Here is a 26,808-nt window from a genome sequence, read left to right as displayed (position 1 = left end):
CGACGGGCCGGAGAGCGTCACGAAGGACGCTCTCCGGCCCGTCGGCGAACCCGGATGAACCGGGCCGGTGGCCGGCCCCGCAGGGGGCCGCTGCGGCTAGGCCGTGGCGGGCGATGCCGCGGAGTCGGACTTCGCAGCAGCATGGGCGCGGCGCTGGTGCACGCGCGCGGCCTGCTTGACCAGCTCCGGTTCGCCCTGGCGCAGCCAGGCATAGAGCGGCGCCGCGATGAAGATCGTCGCGGCCGTGCCGATCAAAATGCCCACAAACAGGGCCAGCGACAGGTCCCGGAGGGTGCCGGCACCCAGCAGGCCCGCGCCGATGAAGAGGATGGCCCCGACCGGAAGAATCGCAACCATCATGGTGTTGATGGAGCGGACCAGGGTCTGGTTGACGGCCAGGTTGACCTCCTCACCGAAGGTCCGGCGGGTGGATGCCTGCAGGTCCGCGGTGTTCTCCCGGATCTTGTCAAAGACCACCACGGTGTCATACAGGGAGTAGCTCAGGACGGTGAGGAAGCCGATGATGGCCGAAGGCGTGACCTCGAAATCACTGAGGGCGTAGACGCCGGCCGTGATGAACATTGTCACAAGCATGCCTACCAGGGCCGAGAGCGACATCTTCCAGGTCCGGAAGTAGAGCGCCATGAGCACCGCGGCGAGGGCAACGAAGATCGCCAGGCCGAGCAGCGCCTGCTTGGTGACGTCAGCACCCCAGGTGGGGCCGACGAAGTTCGATGTCACCTCGTTGTCCGTCACGCCGTACGCCTGGGTCAGGCCCGCCTTGATCTGGAGCGTCTCATCCTCGGTCAGCTTGTCCGTCTGGATGCGCATTGTGCTGCCGGCGACGTTCGCCACCCGCGGGATGCTGCCGGGAACGACGTCCGTGACAGCCTTCTCACCGACGGTCGCGTCGGTGGTTTTGACGTTGGAGACGGTGAATTCCGAACCGCCCCGGAACTCGATGCCGAGGTTGAAGCCGCCCTTGACCACCGGAAGCAGGATCGAGAGCGCCACCAGGACGCCTGCGATCAGGAACCAGATCTTCTTGGAGTCGACGAAGTCGTAGGAGCGCTTGCCTGTGTAGAGCTCATTGCCGAAATTGGCGAAACTGACGGCCATTTAGTTGCCCTCCTTGGATGTGCTCTTGGAGGAGCCGGCAAGTTGTCCTTGTTGATCCTGGCCCTGGCGTTCCGCGAGGCGTCGTTCTGCAATGGTCATCCGGCGTTGGGCCTCAGCTGTGGCGCCGGTGTTCTTGCCCCGGGGGGCCGTGGCCGGCTTGTCCTCCGGCGTGCGGATCCGTCCGGCGCCCCGGTAGAGGGGCGCCGCACCAAGGCGCTTCGGGTCCAGGCCCGAGAATTTGTGGCCTTCCCCGAAGAACTTGGTGCGGGCCAGCAGCTGCAGGGTGGGATGGGTGAACATGAAGACGACGATGAGGTCGGCGATTGCGGTCAGGCCGAGGGTGAACGCGAAACCGCGGACGTTGCCCACGGCCACGAAGTACAGCACCAGGGCGGCCAGCAGGTTGACGGCCTTGGAGGCCAGGACGGTACGCTTGGCGCGCTTCCAGCCGTTCTCGACGGCCGACACGAGGCCGCGGCCTTCACGGAGTTCGTCACGGATACGTTCGAAGTAAACGATGAAGGAGTCCGCCGTCTGGCCGATGGCCACGATGATGCCCGCGACGCCGGCGAGGGACAGCCGGTAATTCTCGGTCCAGCCGAGGATGGCAATAGCAAGGTAGGTCAGGGCACCGGCGACGACGAGCGAAGCGACCGTGACAAAGCCCAGGGCGCGGTACTGGAACAGGGAATACACGACCACCAGCAGCAGACCGATCAGACCCGCCAGCATGCCCATCCGGAGTTGTTCCCCGCCGAGAGTTGCCGAGATCTGCTGTTCGCTTTGGATTTCGAAGCTGATTGGCAGGGCGCCGAAGCGGAGCTGGTCCGAAAGGGCCTTGGCGCTCTGCTCCGTGAATCCGCCGGTGATCTGCGGGCGGCCGTCGGTGATGACAGCCTGGGACCGCGGGGCCGAAATGACCTGGTCGTCCAGGACAATGGCGAACTGCGCCTTGGGATCAGAGCCGCTGGCGCCGCCGGCGGCGACATAGAACTCGTTCAGCCGCTCGGTGACCGTCTTGAACTTGGCGGTGCCCTCTTCGTTGAACTGGATGTTCACAGCCCACTCGTTGGTGACGGCACCCTGGGCGCCGCGCTGGAGCTGGAAGGACGAACCCGCGATGTCCGATCCCTTGACCTCGACCGGGCCGAGGATGTACTTCACCGCGGGCCGGCCGTCGGCTGCAGGTTCGCAGGTGACCAGCGGCTTGGCCGGGTCGGAGCGTTCCTGCTTGTCCTGCGAGGGGTTGTCGCAGTCGAGCGTCTCAAACTTCTTGTAAATCTCGGGGGTAACCCAGTTGACGTCGCTGCCGTTGGTGGGTTCCGCCGTGGGCTTGGGCAGCTGGTCCTCCGGAGTCAGCGACTCGGTGGGGACAACTGCGCCCGGGCCGGCCTGGAGGACGGGCCGGAAGTTCATGTCGGCGGACGCCTGGATCAGCGCACGGGTTTCCTTGGAGGGTGTTCCCGGCAAGCTGACGACGACGTTGCGTCCGGACTGGGTGCTGATTTCCGCTTCCGCAACACCTGATCCGTCCACGCGCTGACGGATAATCGCCACGGCCTGGTTGAGCTGTTCTTCGTTGATGTCCGAACCGCCTTCAACCTTGGGCGCCAGGATCATCTGGGTGCCGCCTTCAAGGTCCAGGGCGAGCTTGGGAGCCCAGCTCGCCTGGCCGGCCATCGTGCCGCCGGCCAGGACCGCGGTCAGGACGGCGAGGATAACGCCGAGCCAGACCAGCACCCTGAGGGCTGAGTTTTTGGGGCCAGTTCGTGCCATTGTCGATCTTTCTATTGTTTACGGGAAAACCGCCGTGCGGACCTGAGAGGCCGCACCGGCGGTGGCCCCGCAGCCGTTACTTCGCGGGACAGCTCAAACAGGCAGACTAGCTGTCTTTCTTGCCTTCGTCGTTGAGGCGGCGCAGGGTTTCTTCCGATGTCTCCACCCGCGGGGCATCATTGACGGGCGCGGTGCTCTGCGTTTTGTCGATGGTCAGCGAGGACGCGTCGTCCGGGACGACAGTGGGCTCCTCGGCGGCGGCAACCGGCTCAACGACTTTCGTGACGGCCTGGCGGTGCACTGTGGCGGTGTTGCCCGGGGAGAGTTCGAGCAGGACCTTGTTCTCTTCCTCGTCAATCTCAACGATCCGACCGTACAGGCCGAAGCTGGTCATGACCTCGACGCCGGGGGCAAACGTCGACTGCAGCTTGGCCTGCTGCTGCTGGGTCTTCTTGTTGCGGCGGAACATCATGAAGACGAAGACGCCGAGCATGGCGAACAACAGAATAGTCATGATGTCGATGCCGCCGCCGGCCTGCGGCTGGGTCTGGGCAGAGATAAGTCCGAACACAGGAATAGTTCCGTTCTGTACTTGCGTAGCTGGTTTTCCAGCAACGTCCGCTTCGCTCCAGGATGGCTGGCGGGCAATCATGCCGAGCCGACCGCGGCCGGGTACTGACCGCGCACAGAACGAAGACCCGAACGTGCCGAGCGTCATACCAGTCTAAAGGGAAAAGGTTACGGCGCGGTCTATTGACTGTTACGGATCCATTCCGGATCAGCGTCGCCGCCAGCCACGTCCGCCGACTCTGCGTCGTCGCCGACGGTGAAGAGCTCCAACGGGTCCTGCGCGAAGATGCCTGGCGGCACGGCGAACCCGAGGTGTGTCCAGGCCGGGGCGAGGGCGATCCGCCCCCGCGGGGTGCGTCCCAGCAGGCCCTCGCGGACGAGGTACGGCTCGGCGACGGTTTCCACCGTCTCTGTTTCCTCGCCGACGGCGATGGCCAGCGTGGACAGGCCCACGGGTCCGCCGCCGAATTTGGTGATGAGGGCTTCGAGGACGGCGCGGTCCAGCCGGTCCAGGCCACGTTTGTCCACTTCGTACATGTCCAGCGCCGCGGACGCGGCCCGGGCATCGATTTGCTCAATCCCGTGCACCAGGGCCCAGTCGCGGACCCGGCGCAGGAGGCGGTTGGCGATACGGGGCGTCCCGCGGGACCGTCCCGCGATTTCACTGAACCCGGCGGAATTGACCTTCAGGTCCAGGAGGCCCGCGGAGCGCCGGAGCACGAGTTCGAGTTCGGCAACTGAGTAGAACTCGAGGTGCCCGGTGAAGCCGAAGCGGTCCCGGAGCGGCCCGGGCAGCAGGCCGGCGCGGGTGGTGGCGCCCACCAGGGTGAACGGCGGAAGTTCCAGCGGAATGGCGGTAGCGCCGGCGCCCTTGCCGACCACGATGTCGACCCGGAAGTCCTCCATCGCCATGTAGAGCATTTCCTCGGCCGGCCGGGACATCCGATGGATCTCGTCAAGGAAAAGGACTTCCCCCTCGGACAACGAGGACAAAATGGCGGCAAGGTCGCCGGCGTGCTGGATGGCGGGGCCGCTGCTGATCCGCAGCGGGGCGTTCATCTCAGCAGCAATGATCATGGACAGCGTGGTCTTGCCCAGTCCGGGAGGGCCGGAGAGCAGGACGTGGTCGGCGCTGCGGCCCCGCATGCGGGAGGCCTCCAAAACCAGCGAGAGCTGTTTGCGGACCCGGTGCTGGCCCACGAAGTCGTGCAGGTTCTTGGGCCGAAGGGCGGCTTCGATGACACGCTCCTCCGGTTCCTCTCCCCCGGCGACGACTGACGGCTCAGCCACGGGCGCCGGCCCTGTTCCCGGCGCGGGCGCCGTCCTGGCCCAGCCAGCGCAAGGTGGCGCGCAGGATCTCGGCAACATTGCCCTTCTCGGCCAGCTCCGGGTAATCGGCGAGGGACTTCTCGATGCTGGATGTCGCATCCTTCTCGGACCAGCCCAGGCTTGTCATGGCCGCGACGACCTGCGGCTTCCAGACCGACTCCGACGACGCCAGCGGCGCCGTGGAACTGGCGGCCGTGCCGTGCGGCACCAGCTTTCCCGCCAGTTCAAGGACGATCCGCCCGGCCACCTTGGGCCCGATACCTGGCACCTTGGTGAAGGCTTTGCCGTCCCCGGAGTGCGCGGCGACGCGGATTGCCTCGGGCTCGTGCACGGCCAGGACGGCGAGGGCCAGCCGGGGTCCGACACCGCTGACGCTGAGAAGGATGTCAAAGACCTCGCGTTCGTCGTCGGAGCCGAATCCGAACAACGTGAGGGAGTCCTCGCGCACGATCAGGGAGGTAAAGAGCTTTCCCTCCTCGCCGGCGCGCAGCCTGCTGAGGGTCTGCGGGGTGGCGTTCACGCTCATGCCGGCGCCGTTGAGGTCGATCACGGCGGAAGCCAGGCCGACGTGCGCTACGGTTCCGCGGAGAAAACTGATCAAAGCCGGGCTCCTGAAAATTCAGCTGAAAAGGGAAACCGGGAACACCCGGCTATCCGAACATATCTACGAATACCCTAGCAAGTTCTGCGGCGGCACGGCCGGACATTCAGCGTGCGCGGCGCGCCTTAGCCTCAGCGTCCGCCCAGGCCCGCTGGGCCGGGGTGAGCGACAGACTGCCCGGCCCGGTGGTAGCCACCGACGCGCCGCTCCCGGCCCGCCACGCGTGGGTAATCGCCAGCGCCAGGGCGTCGGCGGCGTCGGCGGGGCGGGGCGGAGCATCGAGGCGAAGAATCTTGGTAACCAGCTTGGTGACCGCGTCCTTGTTCGACGTTCCGCTGCCGGTCACGGCGGCTTTGACCTCGGACGGGGTGTGCAGCGCTACCGGGATGCCGCGCCGCGCGGCGGCGGCGATCACGACGCCGGACGCCTGCGCCACGCCCATGACGGTGCTGACATTGAGTTGGGAGAACACCCGCTCGACGGCGAGCACGTGCGGTTCGTACTGGTCCAGCCACTCGTCAATGGAAGTGGCGATCACGAGCAGGCGCTGGTCCAGGCTCTCCTGCGGAGAGGTTCCGACGACGCCGAACGCCACCATGGTGGCGCGGCGGTTCTTCTCGACATCCACAACGCCGATCCCGCAGCGGGTGAGGCCCGGGTCGACGCCGAGGACGCGAAGGGTCACTCGGCTTCCAGTGCGGCCTGCACTTCGTCACTGAGGTCGGCGTTGCTGTACACGTTCTGGACGTCATCGAGCTCTTCAAGGGCATCGACAAGCTTCAGGAATTTCTTGGCCGCCTCGAGGTCCAGCGGCACCTGCATGGAGGGCACGAATTCGGCCTCATCGGTGTCGTACTCAATTCCGGCTTCCTTGAGCGCATCCCGGATGGCCTGCAGGTCCGTCGGTTCGGAGTGGATCTCAAAGGTCTCGCCGTTGTCCTTGACTTCTTCGGCCCCGGCGTCGAGGACGGCCATGAGGATGTCGTCCTCACCCAGGCCGTTTTTCTGCAGCGAGACAACGCCCTTGCGGGAGAAGAGGTAGCTGACCGACCCGGGGTCGGCGATGGTCCCGCCGTTGCGGGAGATGGCGAGCCGGACCTCGGAGGCGGCACGGTTCTTATTGTCCGTAAGGCACTCGATCAACAGCGCGGAGCCCTGCGGGCCCCGGCATTCGTACATGATCTCGGTGTAGTCCACCACTTCGCCGGTGAGGCCGGCGCCGCGCTTAATGGCACGGTCAATGTTGTCCGCGGGGACCGAGGTCTTCTTGGCTTTGGTGACGGCGAGTTCCAGGCCGGGGTTGCCGGCGAGGTCCGGGCCGCCCATGCGTGCAGCGACTTCGATGTTTTTGATCAGCTTGGCGAACGACTTGGCCCTGCGGCTGTCGAGGATGGCCTTCTTATGCTTGGTCGTCGCCCATTTGGAGTGGCCTGACATGCTTTACGCTTCTCCTCTGATCATTCGAATAAACAATTCGTGCACGCGCTTCTCCCCCGTCACTTCCGGGTGGAAGGAGGTGGCCAGCAGCTTGCCGGAACGCACTGCAACAATTCTAGCCGTCCCTTCCAGCGCCCCGGGGTGGGAGACCCTGGCGGGCTCCACTTTGGCGAGCACCTCCACCCCGTCGCCGACGCGTTCCACCCATGGCCCGCGGATGAAGACGGCGTGCACCGGGGCCACCCCGTTCGCGGTGGCACTGAAGTCGAGTCCGCGGAAGTCAAGATCGGTCTCGAAGGACTCGCGCTGCCGGCCGAAGGCGTTCCGGCGCACGGTGATGTCCAGACCGCCGAACGTTTGTTGCGGGTTGCCGGCGAGGTCTTTCGCGGGGTCGGCGATTTCCTCGGCAAGGAGAATCATCCCGGCGCAGGAGCCGAAGACCGGCAGCCCGTCCTGGATATGCCTGCGCAGCGGTTCGCGAAGCCCGAAGGCCCGGGACAGTTTATCGATGGTGGTGGATTCGCCGCCGGGGATCACGAGGCCGTCGAGGCCGTCGAGCTCAGCGGGCCGGCGGACACCGATGCCCGTGGCGCCTGCGTCTTCCATCGCGTGCAGGTGTTCGCGGAAATCGCCCTGAAGTGCCAGAACGCCAATTCGCAGGCCTGTTCCCGCGCGGGAAGGGGGCACAGAAGTGGGGTTGGTCATCCGAACAGCATAGTGGCCGGAAAGCCCCCCGCGCCGCGGCCCTGCGCCGCTTCCCTGCCGTCGCTGGGATATATTACAAAGCATGTTTTACTTCAGCGTTCCGCTCGGCAAGCTCGTCCGCCGGGTCTCCCGGCTCAGGGGCGGAGGCTCAGCCCTCCCCGGGCTCGTCGTCGAAAGAATCGATCCCGGGTTCATGCGCAGGACGCTGTCCACCGTGCCGCACGGTGTGGCCGTCGTGAGCGGCACGAACGGCAAGACGACCACCACCAAGATGGTGGTGGAACTGCTGGAGAGCCAGGGCCTGAAGGTTTTCACCAACCGCACCGGCAGCAATTTCACCCGTGGTGTGGCCGCTGCGCTGATCGGCGAGGTGGACTGGCGGGGCAGGCTCGACGCCGACGTCGCGGTCCTGGAACTGGACGAGGCCCACGCGGTGCACTTCGTCAACCAGGTGCCGCCACGCTACAGCCTGCTGCTCAATGTCCTGCGCGACCAGCTGGACCGCTTTGGCGAGATCGACAAGACCGCGCAGCTGCTCCAGCACATCGCCGCCAAAACCACCGGCACTGTGGTGTTGAACCGGGAGGACCCGCGCGTCGCCCGAATCGCGGAATCGCTCAAAACAGCCGCCCTCACACGTCCCGGCGTCCTCTACTTCGGTCTGGACGATTCGCTGCTGAGCACGTTCCCGAACGACGACGAGATGCGGGCGGCTCCCGGCAGCCCGGTGCCGCTGGCTCCCGCCAAGCCGCACGCCGACGTCGTGCTCCGCCGGGTTGGTGCAGCGGACGCGGACTTCGAGTACGACGGCGTCACGGCTACCACGGCGATGAAGCTCCGCGGCGTCTACAACATCTTCAATGCGGCTGCAGCGCTCACGTTGGCGCGGGCCATTGCAGTGAAGGACACAGTCCCAGGGGAAACGGCTGCCGCGGACAATGCGGGACTGCTGAAGGCACTGTCCCAGGTGGCGCCGGCCTTCGGCCGCGGCGAAAGCCTGGTGGTCGACGGCTTGCCACTGGATCTTGTGCTGGTTAAGAACCCCAGCGGCTTCCGCCTCGGGCTGAAGTCCTTTCCGGCCGAGGGCTACGCCACCATGATCGCCATCAATGACAACTACGCCGACGGCCGGGACATGTCCTGGCTCTGGGACGTGGAGTTCGACACCCTCCGCGCAGTCGGCGTAGAGCAGCTGAGCGGCTCCCGCGCCTACGACATGGCCCTCCGCCTGCAGTACGACGACGTCCCGATCCGCGCCGTGGACACCGAGATCGCACCGGCGCTGGCCGCCTTCATCAGCGGCGCCAACGACAAGCCCAAGCGGATTTTCTGCACCTACACAGCGATGCTGGCAATCCGCCGTGAACTGTCCAAAATCACCACAGTGGAGGTGGTCTCTTGACCCCCCAGTCCCCCGCCGGCGAACCGCAGTTATCCTTCGGCCACGAGCTCCCGCCCGAGGAAGCCCCGGCACCGGGCAAGGGCGCGATCCGGGTCCTGCAGCTGTACCCGCGCGATATGAACATCTACGGCGACTGGGGCAACGCCCTGGTGCTGGCACAGCGGCTGCGCTGGCACGGCTACACCCCGGAACTGCTCGAATACAACGTCGGCGACGAGTTCCCGGCGGACATCGACCTGATCGTTGGCGGCGGCGGACAGGACAGCGGCCAACTCGTCATCCAGGATGACCTGCTCTCGCGCGGGCCCGTGCTCAAGGAACTGGCCGAGGACGGCACACCGATGCTGGTGATCTGCGGGCTCTACCAGCTGTTCGGAAAGTTCTTCAAAACCCGGACGGGCTCCGTCATTCCGGGGATCGGCGTCCTGGACGTGGAAACCCACGGCACTGACGAACGGCTCATTGGCAACGTCGCGGTGTCCTCCCCCGAGTTCGGCACCGTTCTGGGGTACGAGAACCACAGCGGGCAGACCACCCTCGGGGCGGGCCTCGCACCCCTGGGGTCCACCGCCAAGGGCACCGGCAACAACAGCAGTGACGGCCAGGAGGGTGCCCGCTACCGGAACATTGTGGCGAGCTACCTGCACGGTTCCCTTCTTCCGAAAAACCCTGCCCTGGCGGACTTCCTCATCCGGACCGCCGTCGAACGCAAGTACGGCAGCTTTTCCCCGGGTGCCCCGGATGACTCTTACGCGGCCCTCGCCCGGGATCACGCCGCCCGCCGCCCGCGCTGACGGCCAAGGCGCGGTGCGGGGTATCCGGGTAGCATGGGTCTCGCGCGCCGCCCCCCGCGGTCTGTCGCATAACCGTCGCTCGAAATGGAGTCCGCCTTGGTTGCCGATCCAGATCCGGAACTGGTTTTCGCCATCCCGGGCGACCTCTCAGCGCCCACCGGCGGCTACGCCTACGATCGCAGCCTCCTGGCGCACCTGCCTGGCTCCGGCATCCGGGTGCAGCACCTTCAGCTCCCGGGCTCGTGGCCGACTCCCACGGCAGCTGACGTTGAACGCACCAGTGGCCTCCTCGGGTCGCTTCACCACCGGGCCACCGTCCTGGTGGACGGTCTGGCGTTCGGTGCGTTCCCGGATACGCTGCTCGAGAGGTTGGGACAGGGGACCGGCCATCGGATCGTGGCCCTCGTCCACCACCCGCTGGCACTGGAATCCGGGCTCCAGGAGGACGAACGCCGGTTGCTTGAGACAACCGAGCGCCACGCCCTGGCATGGGCAGCGCACGTGATTGCCACCAGCGCGATGACAGCCCGGACGCTGACCCGCGACTACGGCGTCCCGGCCGGAAAGATCACGGTCGCCCGTCCGGGGACGCTGCCAGCGCGCCGCGCTGAAGGTTCCGGCCGCACACGCGGGGCGGAACTGTTCTGCGTCGGATCAGTCTCCCCGCGCAAGGCCTATGGCGTCCTTGCTGTGGCACTTTCCCAGCTGACTGATCTGGACTGGCACCTCACCATCGCCGGTGAGACGCACCGGGACCCGGTCGAGCACACCCGCGTAGCAGCCCTCGTCGGGACCCACGGCCTTGCCGGGCGGGTCACTTTTGCCGGTGTCCTGACGGCAGATGAGCTCGACGCCGCCTACCATTCCAGCGACCTCTTCCTGATGCCCTCCCTCTATGAGGGCTACGGCATGGCATTGGCCGAGGCCATGTCCCACGGCCTGCCGATTATCTGCACCACCGGCGGAGCCGCCGCCGAGACCGTGCCGGACGAAGCGGCCGTCAAGGTTCCGCCCGGTGACCCGCTCGCCCTCGGCACCGCCGTCCGTCAGCTTTTGACCAGTCCGCAGCAACTCGCCGGCCTTGGGGAGCGGTCCTGGACGGCAGGGCGGACTCTTCCGGCCTGGTCCGACACCGCCGGCAGGGTCGCTGACGCCGTGCGCGCCGTAGCCCGATTGCTCCCGGAGCACGCGGCATGAGCGGCTTCAGCCCGGAGTGGCTGGCTCTGCGCGAACCGGCCGACCACCAGGCCCGGGACGCGAATCTGGAACAGCGGATGGCTGCCCACTTCGCGGCATGCACTCACGTCAGCGTGGTGGATCTGGGCTGCGGTTCCGGGTCCAATCTGCGGGGCACCGCGAAGTTCCTGCCGGACCACCAGTCCTGGCGGCTGGTGGACTACGACGCGCAGCTGCTGGCTTTGGCCCGGCACCGCCTGGTCGAGTGGGCTGACGAGAGCCGGACCGAGGGCACCCTCCTCCGGCTGCGCAAGGACCATAAGCACGTCAACGTGAGCTTCGTCGAGGCTGACCTCACCCGTGAGCTGGCGCAAATGCTGACGCCGGCGCCTGATCTGGTCACGGCCGCGGCACTGTTCGACCTGGTTTCGGAGCCGTGGCTGGAGCTGTTCACGGCCGCCCTCGGCGCGGCCGGGCTGCCGCTCTACACTGTCCTGAGCTACGACGGCCGGCAGGAATGGCAGCCACCCCACCAGCAGGACGGGCGTGTGCTTCGCGCGTTCAACGGCCACCAGCAGTGGGACAAAGGCTTCGGTCCTGCTACCGGCCCGCGCGCCGCGGCTGTGCTGTCCGGGCTGCTCGAGGCGCGCGGTTACGCCGTGCACACCGCCGGCTCGCCCTGGCTGCTCGGACCGGACGATCCGGATCTCCGGCACGAACTCGCCACCGGCATCGCCGCAGCCGCTGTGGAGACACAGGAGCTGACACCGGAAGAAGCCGACGGCTGGCTGGCCGCCCGCCGGGAGCCGGGCCAGGCCATGATCGGCCACACCGACATTTTCGCCACGCCCTAGCCTTAGCGCCGTTCAGCCAGGACCTATGAACGCGAGGACGTCCCGGGCTATGCGGCTGCTTGAGGCTGCCCGGACATGGCCCTTGCCCTCGTACCAGATGAGGGTGCAGTCCGGAATGAGCCCGGCTGTTTCCCGGGCAATTTCGCGGGGAAAGAACTGGTCCGACCCGCCGCAGATCAGCAGCACTGGCCGCCGGATCAACGGCAGGACGTCCCGGGAGTCGAAGGACACTTCGCCCTGGACCTCGGTGAGGACATCCTGGGAGGGATAGTCCCGTCCGCTGAGGAGCCAGCGCCTGATAGCCGGTCCCATGAGGCGCCGGAGCCACATCATGCCCCGGCCCGGAAGCAGGTATTCGGCGAGGACAGTTCCCGCACGGCCCGTATCTCCCGTGGCCAGGGCCTGCGCCATCCGCGAATCCACGTCCTTGCCCCAGTCGCTCAACTCCGCAGCGGCCACCACCATGGCCAGGTGGCCGAACGAGTCGGGGTGCCGCGCCGCCAGGTACTGGGCGATCATTCCGCCGAATGACTCCGCCACGACAATGTCCACGCGCCCGCCGAACTCCCCGGCGATAAGCTCTGCGTAATCGTCCGCCATGTCCGCGACTGTGTGCTCCGGTGGCATGCCCCGGCGGCGGGTGACGATCCAGACCGTGTATCCGGCCGAACAAAGAGGCTCAAACTGCCGGCGGATGGCCCGGCGCAGGATCCCCTGCGGCACGGTGCTGCCCGGCCCGCCCGGGATGAAGAGGAGGGTCTTCATCCCGCTGCCCAGGCTCAGATATTCCATCCCGTTGGAAAAGGTTCCGTTCCGGGTTCCCTTGCCCGCCACCGCTGTTCTGCCCACGAAAGCCTCCTGTTCCGTTCCGCCGGGTCCTAGGGTTCCTTGCTGATGAGCAGTTCGTGGGCACCGGCAGCCGCTGCTCCCATCGATTCGACGACGGTCTGGGTCCGCCGGTGGGTGGCCGCGTCCGCCGCAGCACCATTGCAGGATCCTTGCGGGGCGTCGGAGGCGGCAGAGCACCAGCGGTAAGGTCCACGGACCATCACCGACGGCGCCCACGCAAGATCGGAGGCGGTCCATTTACCGGCAGCATCCTGGCTGAACTGCGCCCGGACCAGGAGGCCCTCATTGTTCACCGCATAGTTCGGCGAGAGTTCGGTGATGGCGTTGCCCAGGCCGTAGGCAATCCACGTTCCCTTGTACTGCTCGATGGGGAGAACTGAGTGCGTGTGGTGGCCATAGATCAAAGTGAACTCGCCGCTGTCCGCCAGGGCATGGGCGACAGTACGCTGTTCGGCGTTGGGCACACTTGAATACTCCTCACCGGCGTGCAGGGCGCCCAGCACGATGTCGGCGCCCAGGTCGCGGGCCTTCTTCGCTTTGGCGATCATCACGTCGGGGTCGAGCATGTCCACTTGCCAGGCGGCCTCGGGGACTTGACCATTCAGGCCGTACGTCGCATCGATCACGGCGATCCTGGCTGCGGCGGTCTGCAGGATCAGGATGCCCTGCGAGTCGGCCTCGCTCCGGTAGGAACCGGTGTGCTGCAGCCCGGCCGCGTCGAGGGCATCCAGCGTGCGGACCAGACCGGCGGTGCCGCGGTCCACGGTGTGATTGCTCGCGGTGGTGCAGGCCTGGTACCCCACCTGCTGGGCCGCCGGAATGATCTGCGGCGGAACGTTGAACGAGGGATACGCGGAGAAGGGTCCTGTGGGGCCTGCCACGGGTGTTTCGAGGTGGCAGAGGGCGAGGTCGCTCTTCTCGATGTACGGGCGCTGGCCCTCGAGGATCGGCCCGAAATCGAGGCCTTTGGCGCCGTTCGCCAGGGCGTCGGCGCGCGCCTGTTCCCAGAGTTGGGCGTTAACCAGCATGTCGCCGGTGACCAGCACCGAGGTGCAACGGACGGCCGTGCAGGCTAGCCCCTTACCCGGCGTCGGCGTGACCGACGGCGTCGGCGTGCCCGACGACGGTGTGCCCGACGGGAACGCGGCCGGATCGCTTCCCGGCGGGCTCCCCGGTGGCGGGGCCGCCGTCGCCGCCGCTGGCGAACCGGGACTGCTTCCGCCGGCTGCCGGGGAGCTTGCCCCGCCACCGCCTGACTGGACACCGATGCCGCAGGAGGCCACAGAAGCCATGAGGGACACGGCTGCGGCTGCGGTGAGCAGCCGGCCGCGTCTCCGGGGTGTGATGGTCCGCATGGCGCCCATCCTACGGGGGCAACGGCTCGAACACGCCTGGTAAACCGTTGAGACTGCTCCCATTACATGAAAGAGTTATTTCATGACCAATCCCCTGATGAGTCCTAGTCCCCTGCCCTTCGGTCTGCCGCCGTTTGCGGACATCACCGACGATCACTATGCCGAAGCCGTGGAAGCGGGCCTCGCGGGTCAGCTCGAGGAAATCCAAGCCATCGTGGACACCGCCGAACCTGCGACGTTTGAAAACACGGCCTTGGCCATGGAGCGGTCCGGGCAGCTTCTGCAACGCGCCGCGGCGTCGTTCTTCACTCTCGTGTCAGCCGACGCCACCGACGCGATCCGAGACCTCGAGACCACGCTGTCGCCACGCTTCTCTGCCCACCAGGACGCCGTGTACCTCAACCGGGGTCTGTTCGAACGGTTCTCAGCCATTAACGTGGACCAGCTCGATGCCGAATCGGCGCGCCTCGTGGACGAATACCTGAAGGAATTCCGCCAATCCGGCATACAGCTCGACGCCGCAGGCCAGGACCGGCTGAGGGCCGTCAACGCCGAGCTGTCCCGCCTCGGCACGGATTTCGGCCAGCGGGTGAAGGAAGCCATGAAGTCCGCCGCGCTGCTCCTGGACGACGCCGCCGAGCTGGCGGGACTCCCTGCCGACGACGTCGCCAGCGCCGCGGAAGCTGCCCGCGTCGCCGGGCACGAGGGCAAGTATCTGCTGACCCTGATCCAGCCCAGCAACCAGCCCGCCCTGGCCGCCCTGGCTAACCGGGAGGTCCGCCGGCGGCTTTACGAGGCCTCCATCGGCCGCGGCAGCAGTGGCGGCGCCCTCGATGTCCGGGACCTGGTCCTGGAGACGGTGCGGCTCCGCGCCGAGAAGGCCTCCCTGCTGGGCTTCACCAATTACGCCGAACTCGTGGTGGACCAGCAGACCGCCCCGGACTTCGCGGCCGTGCAGACCATGATGAACCGGCTCGCTCCGGCTGCGGTCCGCAACGCCGATGCCGAGGCGGAGGCCCTGGCCGGGGTCGCCGGGCATCCGCTCGAAGCCTGGGACTGGGCTTACTACTCCGCGAAGGTCAAGCGCGAACGCTACGCCGTGGACGAGCAGGCACTGCGCCCATACTTTGAGCTGGACCGGGTGCTCAAGGACGGCGTGTTTTTCGCCGCCAACACGCTGTACGGCGTCACCTTTTCCGAACGCAGCGACCTCGCCGGCTACCACCCCGATGTCCGCGTCTGGGAGGTCCGCAATGCGGACGGCACCGAACTCGGGCTGTTCCTGGGCGATTACTACACCCGGGAGTCCAAGCGCGGCGGGGCCTGGATGAACTCCCTCGTGGAACAATCCGGGCTGCTTAACACCCGTCCGGTGGTGATCAACAACCTGAACATCTCCAAACCGCCCGCCGGCGAACCCACGTTGTTGACCCTCGATGAGCTCCGCACCACCTTTCATGAGTTTGGCCACGCCCTCCACGGGTTGTTCTCCTCCGTCACGTACCCGCGGTTCGCCGGAACGTCAGTGCCGCGGGACTTCGTGGAATACCCCTCGCAGGTCAACGAAATGTGGATCATGTGGCCGGAAGTCCTGGCCAACTACGCCCGACACCACGCCACCGGCGAGGCATTGCCGCAGACGGTCGTGGACAAGCTTGACGCCGCGCAGCTGTGGGGCGAAGGGTTCGGGACCACCGAGTACCTGGGCGCGGCCCTGCTGGACCTTGCCTGGCACGTGCTTGACGGCACCGAGGTCCCCGCGGATGTCCTTGAGTTCGAGGCGAAGGCGCTGGCCGCCGCCGGGGTGGCCCACCACCTCATCCCGCCGCGCTACCGCACCGGCTACTTCCAGCACATCTTTGCCGGTGCCGGTTACGCCGCAGGCTACTACTCCTACATCTGGAGCGAAGTACTCGACGCCGAGACGGTGGAGTGGTTCAAGGAGAACGGCGGACTCACCCGGGCCAACGGCGAGTTCTTCCGCGCCGAGCTGCTCTCCCGGGGCAACAGCCGCGACCCCCTGGATTCCTTCCGCGCGTTCCGCGGCCGCGACGCCGAGCTGGAACCGCTCCTGAAACGCCGCGGCCTTAACTGATTAAAAAGCAAACGACGACGGCGGGTCACCTCAGAAAGGTAACCCGCCGTCGTCGATCGATCAGGAGCACACGGCGAAGGGCGGTGTGATCCGGCAGAGTGCGTAAAAGGGGCCCCTCGCCCCGAGCAGCCTCTTAGCTGCCAACAAGGCGCGGGGAATAGCACGCAGAGGATCAGCGCCGTCCGGCGCCCTCAAAGGCCCGAATTACCAGCCGCGCTCGGCGAGGCGGTGGGGCTGCGGGATTTCGTCCACGTTGATGCCGACCATGGCCTCACCCAAGCCGCGGGAGGCCTTGGCGATCTCTTCCGGATCATCGAAGAAGGTGGTGGCCTTCACGACGGCGGCTGCCCGCTGGGCCGGGTTACCGGACTTGAAGATACCGGAGCCGACGAAGACGCCGTCGGCGCCGAGCTGCATCATCATCGCGGCGTCGGCCGGGGTGGCGATGCCGCCGGCGGTGAACAGCACCACCGGGAGCTTGCCGGTGGCGGCAACTTCCTTGACCAGTTCGTACGGGGCCTGCAGTTCCTTGGCGGCGACGTAGAGTTCGTCCTCTGCCATTCCCGCCAGCCTTTTGATCTCGGAGCGGATCTGGCGCATGTGCGTGGTGGCGTTGGAGACATCGCCTGTGCCGGCCTCACCCTTGGAGCGGATCATCGCCGCGCCCTCGTTGATGCGGCGCAGGGCCTCACCGAGGTTCGTGGCACCGCAGACGAAGGGAATCGTGAAGTTCCACTTGTCGATGTGGTTGGCGTAGTCGGCCGGGGTCAGGACCTCGGACTCGTCGATGTAGTCCACCCCGAGGGTCTGGATGACCTGCGCCTCGACAAAGTGCCCGATCCGGACCTTGGCCATGACCGGGATGGACACGGCAGCGATGATCGCCTCGATCATGTCCGGGTCGGACATGCGGGACACGCCGCCCTGGGCGCGGATGTCGGCGGGGACGCGTTCGAGCGCCATGACTGCCACGGCACCGGCGTCCTCGGCGATGAGGGCCTGCTCGACGTTGACGACGTCCATGATGACGCCGCCCTTGAGCATCTCCGCCATGCCGCGTTTGACGCGGTTGCTGCCCGTAACGCTCTGGGCGGATGCGCCGGCTTCGCTGCTTACATCAGGTGTAGACACAAAAACCCCTATGGGTAGATAGATGACCTCGCCGGGACGCGGACGGCACACAAAGGCCGCTTCGCACGCACCGGATTACCGGATCCATTGGCCGGTAGTGCTAATACTAGTCCCCCGATGTGCCCGGCAGAATTCCGGTTACACCCGTGCGGCCTGCCGCAAACTGCGCGTTCAGGCGGCCTGTTCCGTGGCGGAGCCTTCGGGCTCCTCGAGGGACTGGCGGTGCACCGCGATGATCCGCTGGATGACCGTCACGAGGCTCGCGGCGGCCAGGAGGCACAGCGTCACCAGGAGCACCACGGAGGGCAGGCCCAGCCCGGTGAAGCCGGTGACCACCAGGACCGATACCAGCCGTTCGGCACGCTCGGCGATGCCCACATTGGCGGAGAATCCCAGGGCCTCTGCTTTGGCGCGGGCGTAGGAGACCACCATGCCCAGCACCAGGCAGACGATGGCGGCGATCGCGATGGGAGTATTCGCTCCTCCGGTGAAGAACCAGACAGCGACGCCGGCGAACAGCGCGCCGTCGGCGACCCGGTCCAGGGTGGAGTCCAGGAAGTTTCCCCAGCGCCCGCCGGTCTTCTGCATCCGCGCCATGATGCCGTCGAGGACGTCGGAGAAGATGAACGCGGTGATGAAGAGGGTGCCCCACCAAAGCTGGCCCAGAGGGTAGAACACCAGGGCGCCGACCACGACGCCGAGCGTTCCAACGATGGTTACGGCGTCCGGGGAGACACCGATCCGAAGCAGCCACCGCGCCAGCGGCGAGAACAGCGCGGTGAAGAATCCACGTGCGTGCCTATTCAGCATCCGTCTCCCCGGCGGTCGCCTGCCCCGCGTCGTTGGCCTGCGGCCAGGCTTCCGCCACCTGCTGACGTACCTCGCCCAGCGTCTGGGTGATGGCCTTGGTCTGGGCGATGATCGGGAAGAAGTTCCCGTCGCCACCCCAGCGCGGCACCACGTGCTGGTGCAGGTGCCCCGCAATCCCAGCGCCGCCGGTCACCCCCTGGTTCATGCCAAGGTTGAAACCGGTGGGGTTGGCGACCTTGCGCAGCACGCGCATGGCTGTCTGGGTGAGCTCGGCAAACTCCGCTGTCTCGTCCACTGTCAGGTCGGTGTAGTCAGGGATGTGCCGGTAGGGGCAGACCAGCAGGTGGCCCGGGTTGTACGGAAAGAGATTGAGCACCACGTAGCTGGTCCGTCCGCGGTAGACGATCAACGAATCGTCATCCCCGCGGTCCGGTGCCACGCAGAACGGGCAGTCCCCGGCGTCGAACTGGTTTTGCCCGCCCTTGATGTAGGCCATGCGGTGCGGAGTCCACAGCCGCTGGAAGGCGTCCGGCACCCCGGCCAGGCCAAAGTCGTCTCTCACGCCGTCGTCCCCCGGATACTCCGGAGCGGCTCCTGGGTTTTCTTGCATGCCCGGTACTGTCCTGTCCGCTAGCTGGTCCGGTTGCGGACGGCGTCGACGATCCTCTGGACGGCCTCGGCCACCGGCACGCCGTTGTCCTGGCTGCCGTCACGAAAGCGGAAGGACACGGCGCCGGCTTCGGCGTCATCGCCCCCGGCAATCAGCACGAAGGGGATCTTGTCCTTGGAGGCGGTGCGGATCTTCTTCGGGAAACGGTCCGAGGAGATGTCCACCTCCGCCCGGATGCCCGCGGCCTTCAGCTGGCCGACGACGTCGAACATGTAGTCGTTGAACGCCTCCGCCACCGGAATGCCGACCACCTGCACGGGGGCCAGCCAGGCCGGGAAAGCGCCGGCGTAGTGCTCGGTCAGGACGCCCATGAAGCGTTCGATCGATCCGAACAGGGCGCGGTGGATCATGACCGGCCGCTGGCGGGTCCCGTCGGCGGCCTGGAACTCAAGTTCGAAGCGCTCGGGCAGGTTGAAGTCGAGCTGGATGGTGGACATCTGCCAGGTCCGGCCGATCGCGTCGCGCGCCTGCACCGAGATCTTCGGACCGTAGAACGCGGCTCCGCCCGGATCCGGGACCAGATCCAGGCCGGATTCCTCCGCGACCTCGGCGAGGGTCTGGGTGGCTTCCGCCCAGATCTCGTCCGAGCCCACGGACTTTTCCGGGTCCTTGGTGGAGAGCTCCAGGTAGAAGTCGTTCAGGCCGTAGTCCTTGAGCAGCGCGAGCACAAAGTTGAGCGTCTTGGTGAGCTCGTCCTTCATCTGCTCGCGGGTGCAGTAGATGTGGGCGTCGTCCTGGGTCATGCCGCGCACCCGGGTGAGGCCGTGGACAACGCCGGACTTTTCGTACCGGTAGACCGAGCCGAACTCGAAGAGTCGCAGCGGCAGTTCGCGGTAGGACCGGCCGCGTGAGCGGAAGATCAGGTTGTGCATGGGGCAGTTCATCGGCTTCAGGTAATAGTCCTGGCCGGGCTTGCGGACGGTGCCGTCCTCGTTGAGTTCCGCATCGATGTGCATCGGGGGGAACATGCCCTCCCGGTACCAGTCCAGGTGGCCGGAGACCTCGTAGAGGTGGCCCTTGGTGATGTGCGGGGTGTAGACGAACTCGTAGCCGGCGTCGACGTGCCGCTGGCGGGAGTAGTCCTCCATCGCCTTGCGGATGATGCCGCCCTTGGGGTGGAACACCGGCAGCCCGGAGCCCAGCTCGTCCGGGAAGGAGAACAGGTCCAGTTCCGCGCCAAGCTTGCGGTGGTCGCGGCGCTCGGCCTCGGCAATCCGCTCCTGGTAGGCCTTGAGTGCTTCCTTGGTGGGCCAGGCGGTGCCGTAGATGCGCTGCAGCTGCTTGTTCTTCTCACTGCCGCGCCAGTACGCCGCGGAGGAGCGGGTAAGCGCGAAGGCGTTGGAGATCAGCTTGGTGTTGGGCAGGTGCGGGCCGCGGCACAGGTCGCACCAGACGGCCGTGCCTTCCTTGCGCTCCACGTTGTCGTAGATGCTTAGCTCGCCGCCGCCCACCTCGACACTGGAGCCGTCGGCGTCGGAGCCGGCGCCCTTGAGGCCGATCAGTTCGAGCTTGTACGGCTCATCCTTCATCGCCTCGCGGGCCTCGTCCTCGGAGACGACCCGGCGGACGAACTTCTGGTTCTGGTTGATGATCTTCTGCATCATCTTTTCGAGCGCCTTCAGGTCTTCAGGCGTGAACGGCTCCTCGACATCGAAGTCGAAGTAGAAACCGTCGGTGATGTACGGGCCGATGCCGAGCTTGGCGTCGGGACGCAGTTGCTGCACGGCCTGGGCCATGACGTGCGCGGTGGAGTGGCGCAAAACGTTCAGGCCGTCCGGGGAGTCGATGGTCACGCCCTCGACGGTGGCGTCCTCAGGAAGCGGCTGGTCCAGGTCCTTGAGCTCTCCGTTGACGCGGGCCACCACGACGTCCCGGCGCTCAAAAAAGAGTTCCGCGCCGGTGGTCCCGGTAGCCACCTTGGTCTCTTCGCCATCGACGAGAAGGGTGATCTGCTGGGCATCTGACACGGGTGTCTCCTATTCAAAGTTTTAGGCTTCGTAGCTTGTGGCGTACGGGGACCACAGCCAGCCTCGTCCATGCTATCGGTTTCTGAAGTGGCCAACCAACGCGCCGCTCAGCCACCAAACCCGGTAATGGCGAGGTTTCGCCTGATCCCGTCCAACGCTCCGGGCGGCTGAGGTTCCTGGTGGGCCGGGGTTCCTGAGGCCGGTACCGGGAACGGCAGGGTATCGGTGCGGCTCAGATCCCAGGCCATGGTGGCGCTGATGCTGATCCCCCGCGGGCCGGTCCGGCGGGTGGTGCCCCGGATCAGCAGCAGCCGGGTGCTGAACAGCAACGGACCGGCCTGTTCCTGGGCCTCATGGAAGAAGACCGAGTCAACACAGCCCGTGCCGTCGTCGATGCTGATGAACACCACGCGGCGGCCTCCGCGCATAGGCGGAGTCTGGGTGGCCACCCTGACGCCTGCGACCAGCACTTCGGTGCCGTTGCGCAATTTCAACAACTTGTCCGCGGTGGTGACGCCGAGCCGGTCCAGCAAAGGCTTGTGACTGGCCATGAGGTGGTCGCTGACATCCACGGCCATCAAGTCCAGCTCTGCGCGGACCGTATCGACCAGCGTGGGTGCAGGCAGCCCGCCCTTGAGATTCTTGAGCTCCACATCCCCCAGCGGCAGCGACAACTGCCCCTCGATCACATCGATGCCCTTGCGCTGCGGTCGGCTCTGCAGGGTTTGCAGGTGATGGACCAGGTCGGCACGGTTGGCGGTTACACCGGAGGCCCGGTGCAGGGAATCGAAGGCCCCGAGCTGCGCCAGCCGCTGGATACTGGGTTTGCTCAGCCGGGACCTGGCCCGCAGGTCTGCCAGCGAGTCAAAGGGCTGTCCCGCCACGATCCGTTTCAGCTCCGCAGCGGAGAGCCCGTAAATGCCGTTCAGGCTTAACCGGATCCCCAGTTTTCCGCGGTCCGGGCCGGTGTCCACCCGTTCCACCCGGTATTCGCCATGGCTGCGGTTGATGTCCAGGGGCAGGATGGGGATGCCGAGCCGCCGGGCCTCAGCGACCAGGAGCCGCTTGGGATACATCCCGGGGTCGTGTTCCCACAGGCCGGCGAGGAAAGCCTCCGGATGGTGGGTCTTGAGCCACGCTGACTGGTAGGTGGGCACGGCAAAGGCGGCGCCGTGGGCTTTGCAGAATCCGAAGCTGCCGAAGGCCTTCAGCGTTCCCCAGACTTTATCCACCACTGCCGGGCTGTATCCCCGTGACCTGGCTTCCTTCCGGAAAAACTCCTCCACCTGGCCTTCAAGCTTGTCGTTGCCGAGGGCCCGGCGGAATTCATCGGCCCGCGCCAGCCCGCAATGGGTCATCACGTGGAAGGTCTTGAGGATCTGCTCATGGAAGACAGTGACACCGTGCGTCTCCTCCAGCACGGGTTTGAGGTCCGGGTGCGGATAAACCTCGGGGGCAAAGCCGTGCCGGTGTTCCAGGAAGGGCCGGACCATGTCTGACTTCATCGGGCCGGGCCGGAACAGCGAGATATCGATGATGAGGTCGTTGAATTCCCGGGGCGCCAGTTTGCCAATCAGCTCCCGCTGCCCGGGGGATTCGATCTGGAAGCAGCCCAGGGTGTGGGTGCTCCGGATCAGCTCATATGTGGGTTCGTCGTCGAGGGGCACGGCGTTGAGGTCTATCTGTCCGTCCTCGGCGATGTAGTCAGGTCCTGTGCCGTCCGGTCCTGCCGGGTGGGCTCCGGCAGCCACTACCTGGGCTTTGGAGGGATGCAGCCGGATCACCTCACGGACCGCGAAGGCCATGGCGCTTTGCATCCGGACACCCAGGACATCGAGTTTGAGCATGCCCATCGGGTCCATGTCGTGTTTGTCGAACTGGCTCATCGGCAGGCCCACGCCGCTGGGTTGGACGGGCGTACGGTCCAGCAAGGTGGCATCCCCCAGGATCACTCCGCAGGGATGCATCGAGATATGGCGCGGCAGCCGGTCCAGGCGTTCGGTGAGGTCCACCAGCAGATCCAGCTGCTGGTTTTCGGCGAAGTCCCGCTGCTCCACCCGGCCGGCGAATTCCTTCAGTTCGGGCTTCTCCTCGAGTGCTTCACGGAAGTTCCGGGCCGAGAAACGCCACAGCTGTTTGGCGATATCCCCGATCTCGCCTTCCTCCATGCCCAGGGCCAGGCCGGCGTCGCGCACGGCACCGCGAGCGCGGTAGCCGTTCTGCATGCTCATGAGCGTGACGCGTTCGGAGCCGAAGCGCTCAAAAATCTTCCGGTACACGTTGTGCCGTTCGGCGCTTTCGACGTCGATGTCGATGTCCGGCAGCGTGGCACGGTCGCGGGAGAGGAACCGTTCGAAAATGAGGTCGTGCTGCAGCGGGTTCACCTGGCTGACGTCGATCAGGTAGTTGACCAGGCTCGAGGCCCCCGACCCCCGGGCCGCGGCGCGGACCCCCATGTCCTGGATCATCCGGGAGACTTCGGCCACGGTCAGGAAGTAGGCGGCGAAGCCCAGGCTGTCGATGATCCGCAGTTCGTGGTCCAGCCGCCCGCGCAGTTCCTCGGCAGGTTTGCCGGTGATCCCCGGGAACCGCCTGCTGATGCCGGCGTCGCAGCGCTGGGTGAGTTCGGCGAGGGGATCCCCGGTGATACCGATGACGGCGGCTTCCGGGACCACCGGTTGTTTCCATCCCATGTCCGCTACCGGGTCCATTCGGCAGCGGTCCGCGAGCGCCGCGGTTTGCGCCATGAGGTGTTTGAGATCCGCGGCGCCGTATCCGGCGGCGTGCATGACCTCCTTGCCCAGCTGGAGCATCTGCGCCGAGGATTTAAGCCAGCCCTGCCCGTTCGGCTGGAGCAGCGGGGCGGCGTTAAGTTCGGGGAGCGATTTCAGGGTGCGGGCGGAGTCCAAGACGTCAGCGGTTGCTGCCCCGTCCTCGGCGACATACCGCACGGCGTTGCTCAGAACGGCGGGAACGTTGTGTTCGGCGGCGAGTTTAAGCATCCGTACCGCATGGGCGGTGCTGAGCGGCTCCCCCGGCGGGCTGAGCTGGCTGACCACCTCCGCGGAAATCGTTCCCGGCGGCATGGCATCGAGCCAGCGTTTGAAAAGGGTGCGGGGGCGCAGGTAGCGCCTGCCGCCCATGGAGCGCCCGACGTCGGAGTCGGGGCCGATCAGCACCGTCAGCACCGGCTGGAGGGATTCCGGGTGCAGGGTGCGGGAAGCCAGTTCGGCGCGTGTCACGGCCACGGGCACGGCTCCCCCGGCTTTACCCGTGGTGCGGGCATGCGCGTCGGAGATCAGCCGGCACAGTGCCCGGTAGCCGGCGCCGTTGTTGTGCCCATGGGCCAGCACCACGACGCGCCCGCCCACCTGGGTGCGGTGGTCGCCGTCGTCGTCAAAGACTGCCAGGTCCACCCCGACAATCGGGTCCAGACCCGCTGCCATGCAGGCCTTCAGGTGCTTGATGGTTCCGTAGAGACCGTCCCGGTCCGTGCAGGCAAGTGCTGTCGCCCCGTCCGCCGCGGCGGCGGCTGCCAGCTCCTCGGGCCACGACACTCCGTAGTGGGCGCTGAAGGCGGTGGAAACATGAAGATGGGTGAAGCTCACGCCGATTCGGGCTTCCGGAAGGAAAGCAGGGCGTCATGGATCCGCACCAGGCGCCAGCGTCCGCTGCCCACATGCCGGGACAGGTCAAGGGTGAGGCTTTCCGTGTCCCTTGAAGCGGCAGGGCGTACCTGCACCCGCCAGATCTCATGGTCAACCAGTCCCGGCCCGCTTCCCAGGGGTGCGCGCTGTTCTTCCGCCCACCATTGGCGGCGCTCATACCAGCGGACCGGTTCGGCGCAGACGGTGTAGTCCCTGCCGTTCCAGGCGAGCCGCAGGGGCTGGCCTGCGGGGGTGCAGGCAACGTCCACCGACTCACTGAACATGCCCATCGCGCCTCCCGGACCACACCCTTGAAAAGCCAGCTGCATCTAAGTAAGCGGCAATATTCGAATATATATTCGAACAACGTCAGTCTACGACGGTGCCGCCGCAAAACCTAGATCAGGGGTGGACGGACGCAAGGCCAGGTAGCAGGATTGAGCCATGAGCTCCCACAACGCACTCCTGAAGCACGTAAGCATCGCCGCCGAGGACTCGTCCTTGGTGGCGACGTTCGATATCGAGGGGAACATCCCCGGCCAGGGCGCCTACGTGGTGGGGTTGGTGGCAGCAACCCCTGACCATTCCCACCAGCGACGCATGGGAATCGAGTTCATGAACGGGGAGGCGGTGTCCTTCTACTGCTTCAGCCACGACGGAACGGAGGAGAACTTTGACCTCAAAGGCGTGGAGCACTCCGGAAACACCATTACCGGGTATTTTCCCCTCAGCACTGTCATGGGCCTGGGCAAGGGCCACCTCATGACCGCATTCAGCGACTGTGACGGCCGCGATTTCCAGGCAAACGTCCCGGTGAAGGAAGCTCTCTAGGAACTGGCTTTGTACACTTCCAATTCAAGGGTGATGAAGGCATCGACCATGGCCCGGTAGGTCTTCTCCACGAGGTCGACGTCGATGTCCTTCTTCTCCGCGGTGGCGCGGACGTGCTCGATAACCCGCTCCACCCGGCCGGGGGCCCGAACCTCTGCGCTGTCGGACTTGAGCGTTCCGGCGATCCTGATCAAGCGCTCGCGGCGGCCAATCAGGGACACAATTTGCTCGTCCACCTCGTCAACCGCCACACGCACGGCGGCGAGCTGCTCCCGGTCGGCCTTGGCAGCTTTGTCGTCCTGGTGATTTGTGGGCATGTCCACGACAGTATCCAAAGAAAGAGCTGCGAGTCGACTTATTTTCTTTGGATGTCTGCAGCAGCGTCGGGGGCTTCCACGGCGCGGTGCTCCGCGGGAACGAACGCAGTGCTCCGCTAGAAGAGGCTCCCTACCGGCCTGATCAGTTCCGGGGAATCATTTTTCACATTCCCGACGGCGGTGCCCACCGCGTCGATTCGCCAGCCCTCCGCGACGTCGTGGGCGCCGGCGCGGACCAGGTCGACCAGTCCGGCCGCGTCCTCGGCCTGGGGGTCCAGCCACGCCTGCAGGGTTTCCCGGTCCATCGGCAGCGGTACGCGGTCGTGCAAGGCGGTGAGCTCAGCCAGCATTCCGCCGGCGTAGCCCTCCGGCGGGGAGTCGGTGGTGATGATCGAGGTCGAGAGTAGCCAGCGCTCCGGGTCATCCTCGGTCTTGGAGGGGTCCTTCCACCATTCATAAAGCCCGGCAAAGGCAATCGGATGGCCGTCCTTCGGGTGCACATAGTAGGGCTGTTTGCCGCGGCCCTCGCCCTTCCATTCGTAGTACCCGTCAGCCGGAACGGCGCAGCGCCGGGCGCGGGTGGCTTTCCGGAAGGCCGGCTTCTCCAGCACGCTCTCGCTGCGCGCGTTGATCATTTTCGACCCGATCCTGGGGTCCTTGGCCCAGGACGGCACGAGCCCCCAGCGCGCAACGTGCAGCTGCCGGACCGGTTCGCCGTCCACCAGGCGTTCGAGCAGAATCGGAACGTCTGCCGTCGGGGCTACGTTCCACGACGGCGGTAGGGCCACCTCGTCCTCTACTCCGGCGTCGAACTCGGCCAGCAGGTCTCCGACGGCCCGGGCCATCACGTAGCGTCCACACATGGCACCAGCATGCCACCGTGCGACGCTGCGCGGGAATAGCGGGCTGAGGGTTACGGTTATTGACGGTGGCGCCCGACTTACGTCGGCTACGGGCGCTGCCACCCAGCGCCGTCAACCAGCTTTGAGGAGAACTTCGTGGACTTCACCCCCGAATCCGGCACCATCACCATGTTTTCGACCACTTGGTGCGGTTACTGCAACCGCCTGAAGAAGCAATTGGACGCCCAGGGCATCGGCTACACCGAGATCAACATCGAAGAAGTCGAAGGCACGGCGGACCTCGTGGAGAAGCTCAACGGAGGCAACCGGACCGTCCCCACCGTGCTGTTCCCGGACGGCACCGCCGCCACGAACCCCTCCGCGGCCGAAGTCAAGAGCCGCCTGGCGGCCTGAAGGCCGTCCCTTCCACCCGGATAAACCGATAACAACGACGGCGTGGCCTCCAAGGCCGCGCCGTCTCGTGTTGCGCCACACTCGTTGCGCGGCCAAAGCCTTGCGACAATGGGCTTG

The 26,808-nt window shown here is 66.3% G+C and carries 25 protein-coding genes; 7 read left to right on the top strand and 18 right to left on the bottom strand.

Annotated elements, in window-relative coordinates; all coding sequences use genetic code 11:
- Positions 1 to 96 precede the first annotated feature (96 nt).
- The 8 genes from secF to pdxT form a co-directional block, all read right to left on the bottom strand.
- Positions 97 to 1,119 carry a protein translocase subunit SecF gene (gene secF, locus RCH15_RS12170; protein WP_326960921.1) on the bottom strand — a complete coding sequence of 341 codons (1,023 nt, stop codon included), beginning with the start codon at positions 1,117 to 1,119 and terminating at the stop codon, positions 97 to 99.
- The gene (gene secD / locus RCH15_RS12165; RefSeq protein ID WP_326960920.1) at positions 1,120 to 2,895 is read right to left on the bottom strand and encodes a protein translocase subunit SecD; all 1,776 of its coding nucleotides are present in this window, start codon (positions 2,893 to 2,895) and stop codon (positions 1,120 to 1,122) included.
- Between the two features lie 106 nt (positions 2,896 to 3,001).
- Positions 3,002 to 3,409, bottom strand: a complete 408-nt coding sequence (gene yajC / locus RCH15_RS12160) for a preprotein translocase subunit YajC (protein ID WP_326960959.1) — start codon at positions 3,407 to 3,409, stop codon at positions 3,002 to 3,004.
- Between the two features lie 236 nt (positions 3,410 to 3,645).
- Positions 3,646 to 4,755 (bottom strand): Holliday junction branch migration DNA helicase RuvB, encoded by a 1,110-nt coding sequence (ruvB, locus tag RCH15_RS12155; RefSeq protein WP_326960919.1) that lies wholly within the window; start codon positions 4,753 to 4,755, stop codon positions 3,646 to 3,648.
- Complete coding sequence (gene ruvA / locus RCH15_RS12150; RefSeq protein ID WP_326960918.1) at positions 4,748 to 5,395, bottom strand: Holliday junction branch migration protein RuvA; 648 nt, start codon at positions 5,393 to 5,395, stop codon at positions 4,748 to 4,750. The genes ruvB and ruvA overlap by 8 nt, the downstream gene beginning before the upstream one ends.
- 106 nt (positions 5,396 to 5,501) lie before the next feature.
- Positions 5,502 to 6,080: a crossover junction endodeoxyribonuclease RuvC gene (gene ruvC / locus RCH15_RS12145; RefSeq protein ID WP_326960917.1), complete on the bottom strand. Its 579-nt coding sequence runs from the start codon at positions 6,078 to 6,080 to the stop codon at positions 5,502 to 5,504.
- A complete protein-coding gene (locus RCH15_RS12140; protein ID WP_326960916.1) occupies positions 6,077 to 6,832 on the bottom strand; it encodes a YebC/PmpR family DNA-binding transcriptional regulator in 756 nt (251 codons plus the stop codon). The genes ruvC and RCH15_RS12140 overlap by 4 nt, the downstream gene beginning before the upstream one ends.
- A 3-nt stretch (positions 6,833 to 6,835) precedes the next feature.
- Positions 6,836 to 7,537, bottom strand: coding sequence for a pyridoxal 5'-phosphate synthase glutaminase subunit PdxT (gene pdxT / locus RCH15_RS12135; protein ID WP_326960915.1), 702 nt, complete (start codon positions 7,535 to 7,537; stop codon positions 6,836 to 6,838).
- Between the two features lie 82 nt (positions 7,538 to 7,619).
- Between pdxT and RCH15_RS12130 the strand changes: the two genes are divergently transcribed.
- The 4 genes from RCH15_RS12130 to RCH15_RS12115 all read left to right on the top strand — a co-directional run bounded on the left by RCH15_RS12130 (position 7,620) and on the right by RCH15_RS12115 (position 11,763).
- Positions 7,620 to 8,939, top strand: a complete 1,320-nt coding sequence (locus RCH15_RS12130) for a Mur ligase family protein (RefSeq protein ID WP_326960914.1) — start codon at positions 7,620 to 7,622, stop codon at positions 8,937 to 8,939.
- An 86-nt stretch (positions 8,940 to 9,025) separates the two neighbouring features.
- Positions 9,026 to 9,733: a type 1 glutamine amidotransferase gene (locus tag RCH15_RS12125; protein ID WP_326960958.1), complete on the top strand. Its 708-nt coding sequence runs from the start codon at positions 9,026 to 9,028 to the stop codon at positions 9,731 to 9,733.
- Between the two features lie 96 nt (positions 9,734 to 9,829).
- Positions 9,830 to 10,930 carry a glycosyltransferase family 4 protein gene (locus RCH15_RS12120; protein WP_326960913.1) on the top strand — a complete coding sequence of 367 codons (1,101 nt, stop codon included), beginning with the start codon at positions 9,830 to 9,832 and terminating at the stop codon, positions 10,928 to 10,930.
- Positions 10,927 to 11,763, top strand: a complete 837-nt coding sequence (locus RCH15_RS12115; protein ID WP_326960912.1) for a class I SAM-dependent methyltransferase — start codon at positions 10,927 to 10,929, stop codon at positions 11,761 to 11,763. The genes RCH15_RS12120 and RCH15_RS12115 overlap by 4 nt, the downstream gene beginning before the upstream one ends.
- Positions 11,764 to 11,775: 12 nt before the next feature.
- Here the strand turns inward: RCH15_RS12115 and RCH15_RS12110 are convergent, their stop codons facing one another.
- Both RCH15_RS12110 and RCH15_RS12105 read right to left on the bottom strand, forming a co-directional pair.
- Positions 11,776 to 12,612 carry an alpha/beta fold hydrolase gene (locus RCH15_RS12110; RefSeq protein WP_326960911.1) on the bottom strand — a complete coding sequence of 279 codons (837 nt, stop codon included), beginning with the start codon at positions 12,610 to 12,612 and terminating at the stop codon, positions 11,776 to 11,778.
- 29 nt (positions 12,613 to 12,641) lie between these two features.
- A complete protein-coding gene (locus tag RCH15_RS12105; RefSeq protein ID WP_326960910.1) occupies positions 12,642 to 13,967 on the bottom strand; it encodes a CapA family protein in 1,326 nt (441 codons plus the stop codon).
- Between the two features lie 82 nt (positions 13,968 to 14,049).
- On the opposite strand from RCH15_RS12105, the gene RCH15_RS12100 reads away from it, so the two are divergent.
- Complete coding sequence (locus tag RCH15_RS12100; RefSeq protein ID WP_326960909.1) at positions 14,050 to 16,062, top strand: M3 family metallopeptidase; 2,013 nt, start codon at positions 14,050 to 14,052, stop codon at positions 16,060 to 16,062.
- A gap of 204 nt (positions 16,063 to 16,266) precedes the next feature.
- On the opposite strand, the gene pdxS is transcribed toward RCH15_RS12100, so the two are convergent.
- The 6 genes from pdxS to RCH15_RS12070 form a co-directional block, all read right to left on the bottom strand.
- A complete protein-coding gene (gene pdxS / locus RCH15_RS12095) occupies positions 16,267 to 17,193 on the bottom strand; it encodes a pyridoxal 5'-phosphate synthase lyase subunit PdxS (protein WP_326960908.1) in 927 nt (308 codons plus the stop codon).
- A 171-nt stretch (positions 17,194 to 17,364) separates the two neighbouring features.
- The gene (gene pgsA, locus RCH15_RS12090; RefSeq protein WP_326960907.1) at positions 17,365 to 18,003 is read right to left on the bottom strand and encodes a phosphatidylinositol phosphate synthase; all 639 of its coding nucleotides are present in this window, start codon (positions 18,001 to 18,003) and stop codon (positions 17,365 to 17,367) included.
- Positions 17,993 to 18,613 carry an HIT family protein gene (locus RCH15_RS12085; protein WP_326960906.1) on the bottom strand — a complete coding sequence of 207 codons (621 nt, stop codon included), beginning with the start codon at positions 18,611 to 18,613 and terminating at the stop codon, positions 17,993 to 17,995. The genes pgsA and RCH15_RS12085 overlap by 11 nt, the downstream gene beginning before the upstream one ends.
- A 20-nt stretch (positions 18,614 to 18,633) precedes the next feature.
- Positions 18,634 to 20,640 (bottom strand): threonine--tRNA ligase, encoded by a 2,007-nt coding sequence (thrS, locus tag RCH15_RS12080; RefSeq protein ID WP_326960905.1) that lies wholly within the window; start codon positions 20,638 to 20,640, stop codon positions 18,634 to 18,636.
- A gap of 107 nt (positions 20,641 to 20,747) precedes the next feature.
- The gene (locus RCH15_RS12075) at positions 20,748 to 24,248 is read right to left on the bottom strand and encodes a DNA polymerase III subunit alpha (RefSeq protein WP_326960904.1); all 3,501 of its coding nucleotides are present in this window, start codon (positions 24,246 to 24,248) and stop codon (positions 20,748 to 20,750) included.
- On the bottom strand, positions 24,245 to 24,577 hold the full coding sequence (locus RCH15_RS12070; protein ID WP_326960903.1) for a DUF6504 family protein: 333 nt from the start codon (positions 24,575 to 24,577) through the stop codon (positions 24,245 to 24,247). Before RCH15_RS12070 ends, RCH15_RS12075 begins: the two co-directional genes overlap by 4 nt.
- A 154-nt stretch (positions 24,578 to 24,731) precedes the next feature.
- Between RCH15_RS12070 and RCH15_RS12065 the strand changes: the two genes are divergently transcribed.
- Positions 24,732 to 25,118: a hypothetical protein gene (locus tag RCH15_RS12065; RefSeq protein WP_326960902.1), complete on the top strand. Its 387-nt coding sequence runs from the start codon at positions 24,732 to 24,734 to the stop codon at positions 25,116 to 25,118.
- Here the strand turns inward: RCH15_RS12065 and RCH15_RS12060 are convergent.
- Positions 25,115 to 25,435, bottom strand: coding sequence for a chorismate mutase (locus RCH15_RS12060; protein ID WP_326960901.1), 321 nt, complete (start codon positions 25,433 to 25,435; stop codon positions 25,115 to 25,117). The two genes, RCH15_RS12065 and RCH15_RS12060, sit on opposite strands and share 4 nt — an antisense overlap.
- A gap of 116 nt (positions 25,436 to 25,551) precedes the next feature.
- Positions 25,552 to 26,298 carry an SOS response-associated peptidase gene (locus RCH15_RS12055; protein WP_326960900.1) on the bottom strand — a complete coding sequence of 249 codons (747 nt, stop codon included), beginning with the start codon at positions 26,296 to 26,298 and terminating at the stop codon, positions 25,552 to 25,554.
- Between the two features lie 135 nt (positions 26,299 to 26,433).
- Between RCH15_RS12055 and RCH15_RS12050 the strand changes: the two genes are divergently transcribed.
- The gene (locus RCH15_RS12050) at positions 26,434 to 26,691 is read left to right on the top strand and encodes a mycoredoxin (protein WP_024367105.1); all 258 of its coding nucleotides are present in this window, start codon (positions 26,434 to 26,436) and stop codon (positions 26,689 to 26,691) included.
- The last annotated feature ends 117 nt before the right edge of the window (positions 26,692 to 26,808 follow it).

This window comes from Arthrobacter sp. MP_M4 (genome assembly GCF_035984855.1).
Classification (GTDB): domain Bacteria; phylum Actinomycetota; class Actinomycetes; order Actinomycetales; family Micrococcaceae; genus Arthrobacter.
Note: the sequence above shows the minus strand (reverse complement) of the source record. Positions and strands in the feature narration are given on the sequence as shown.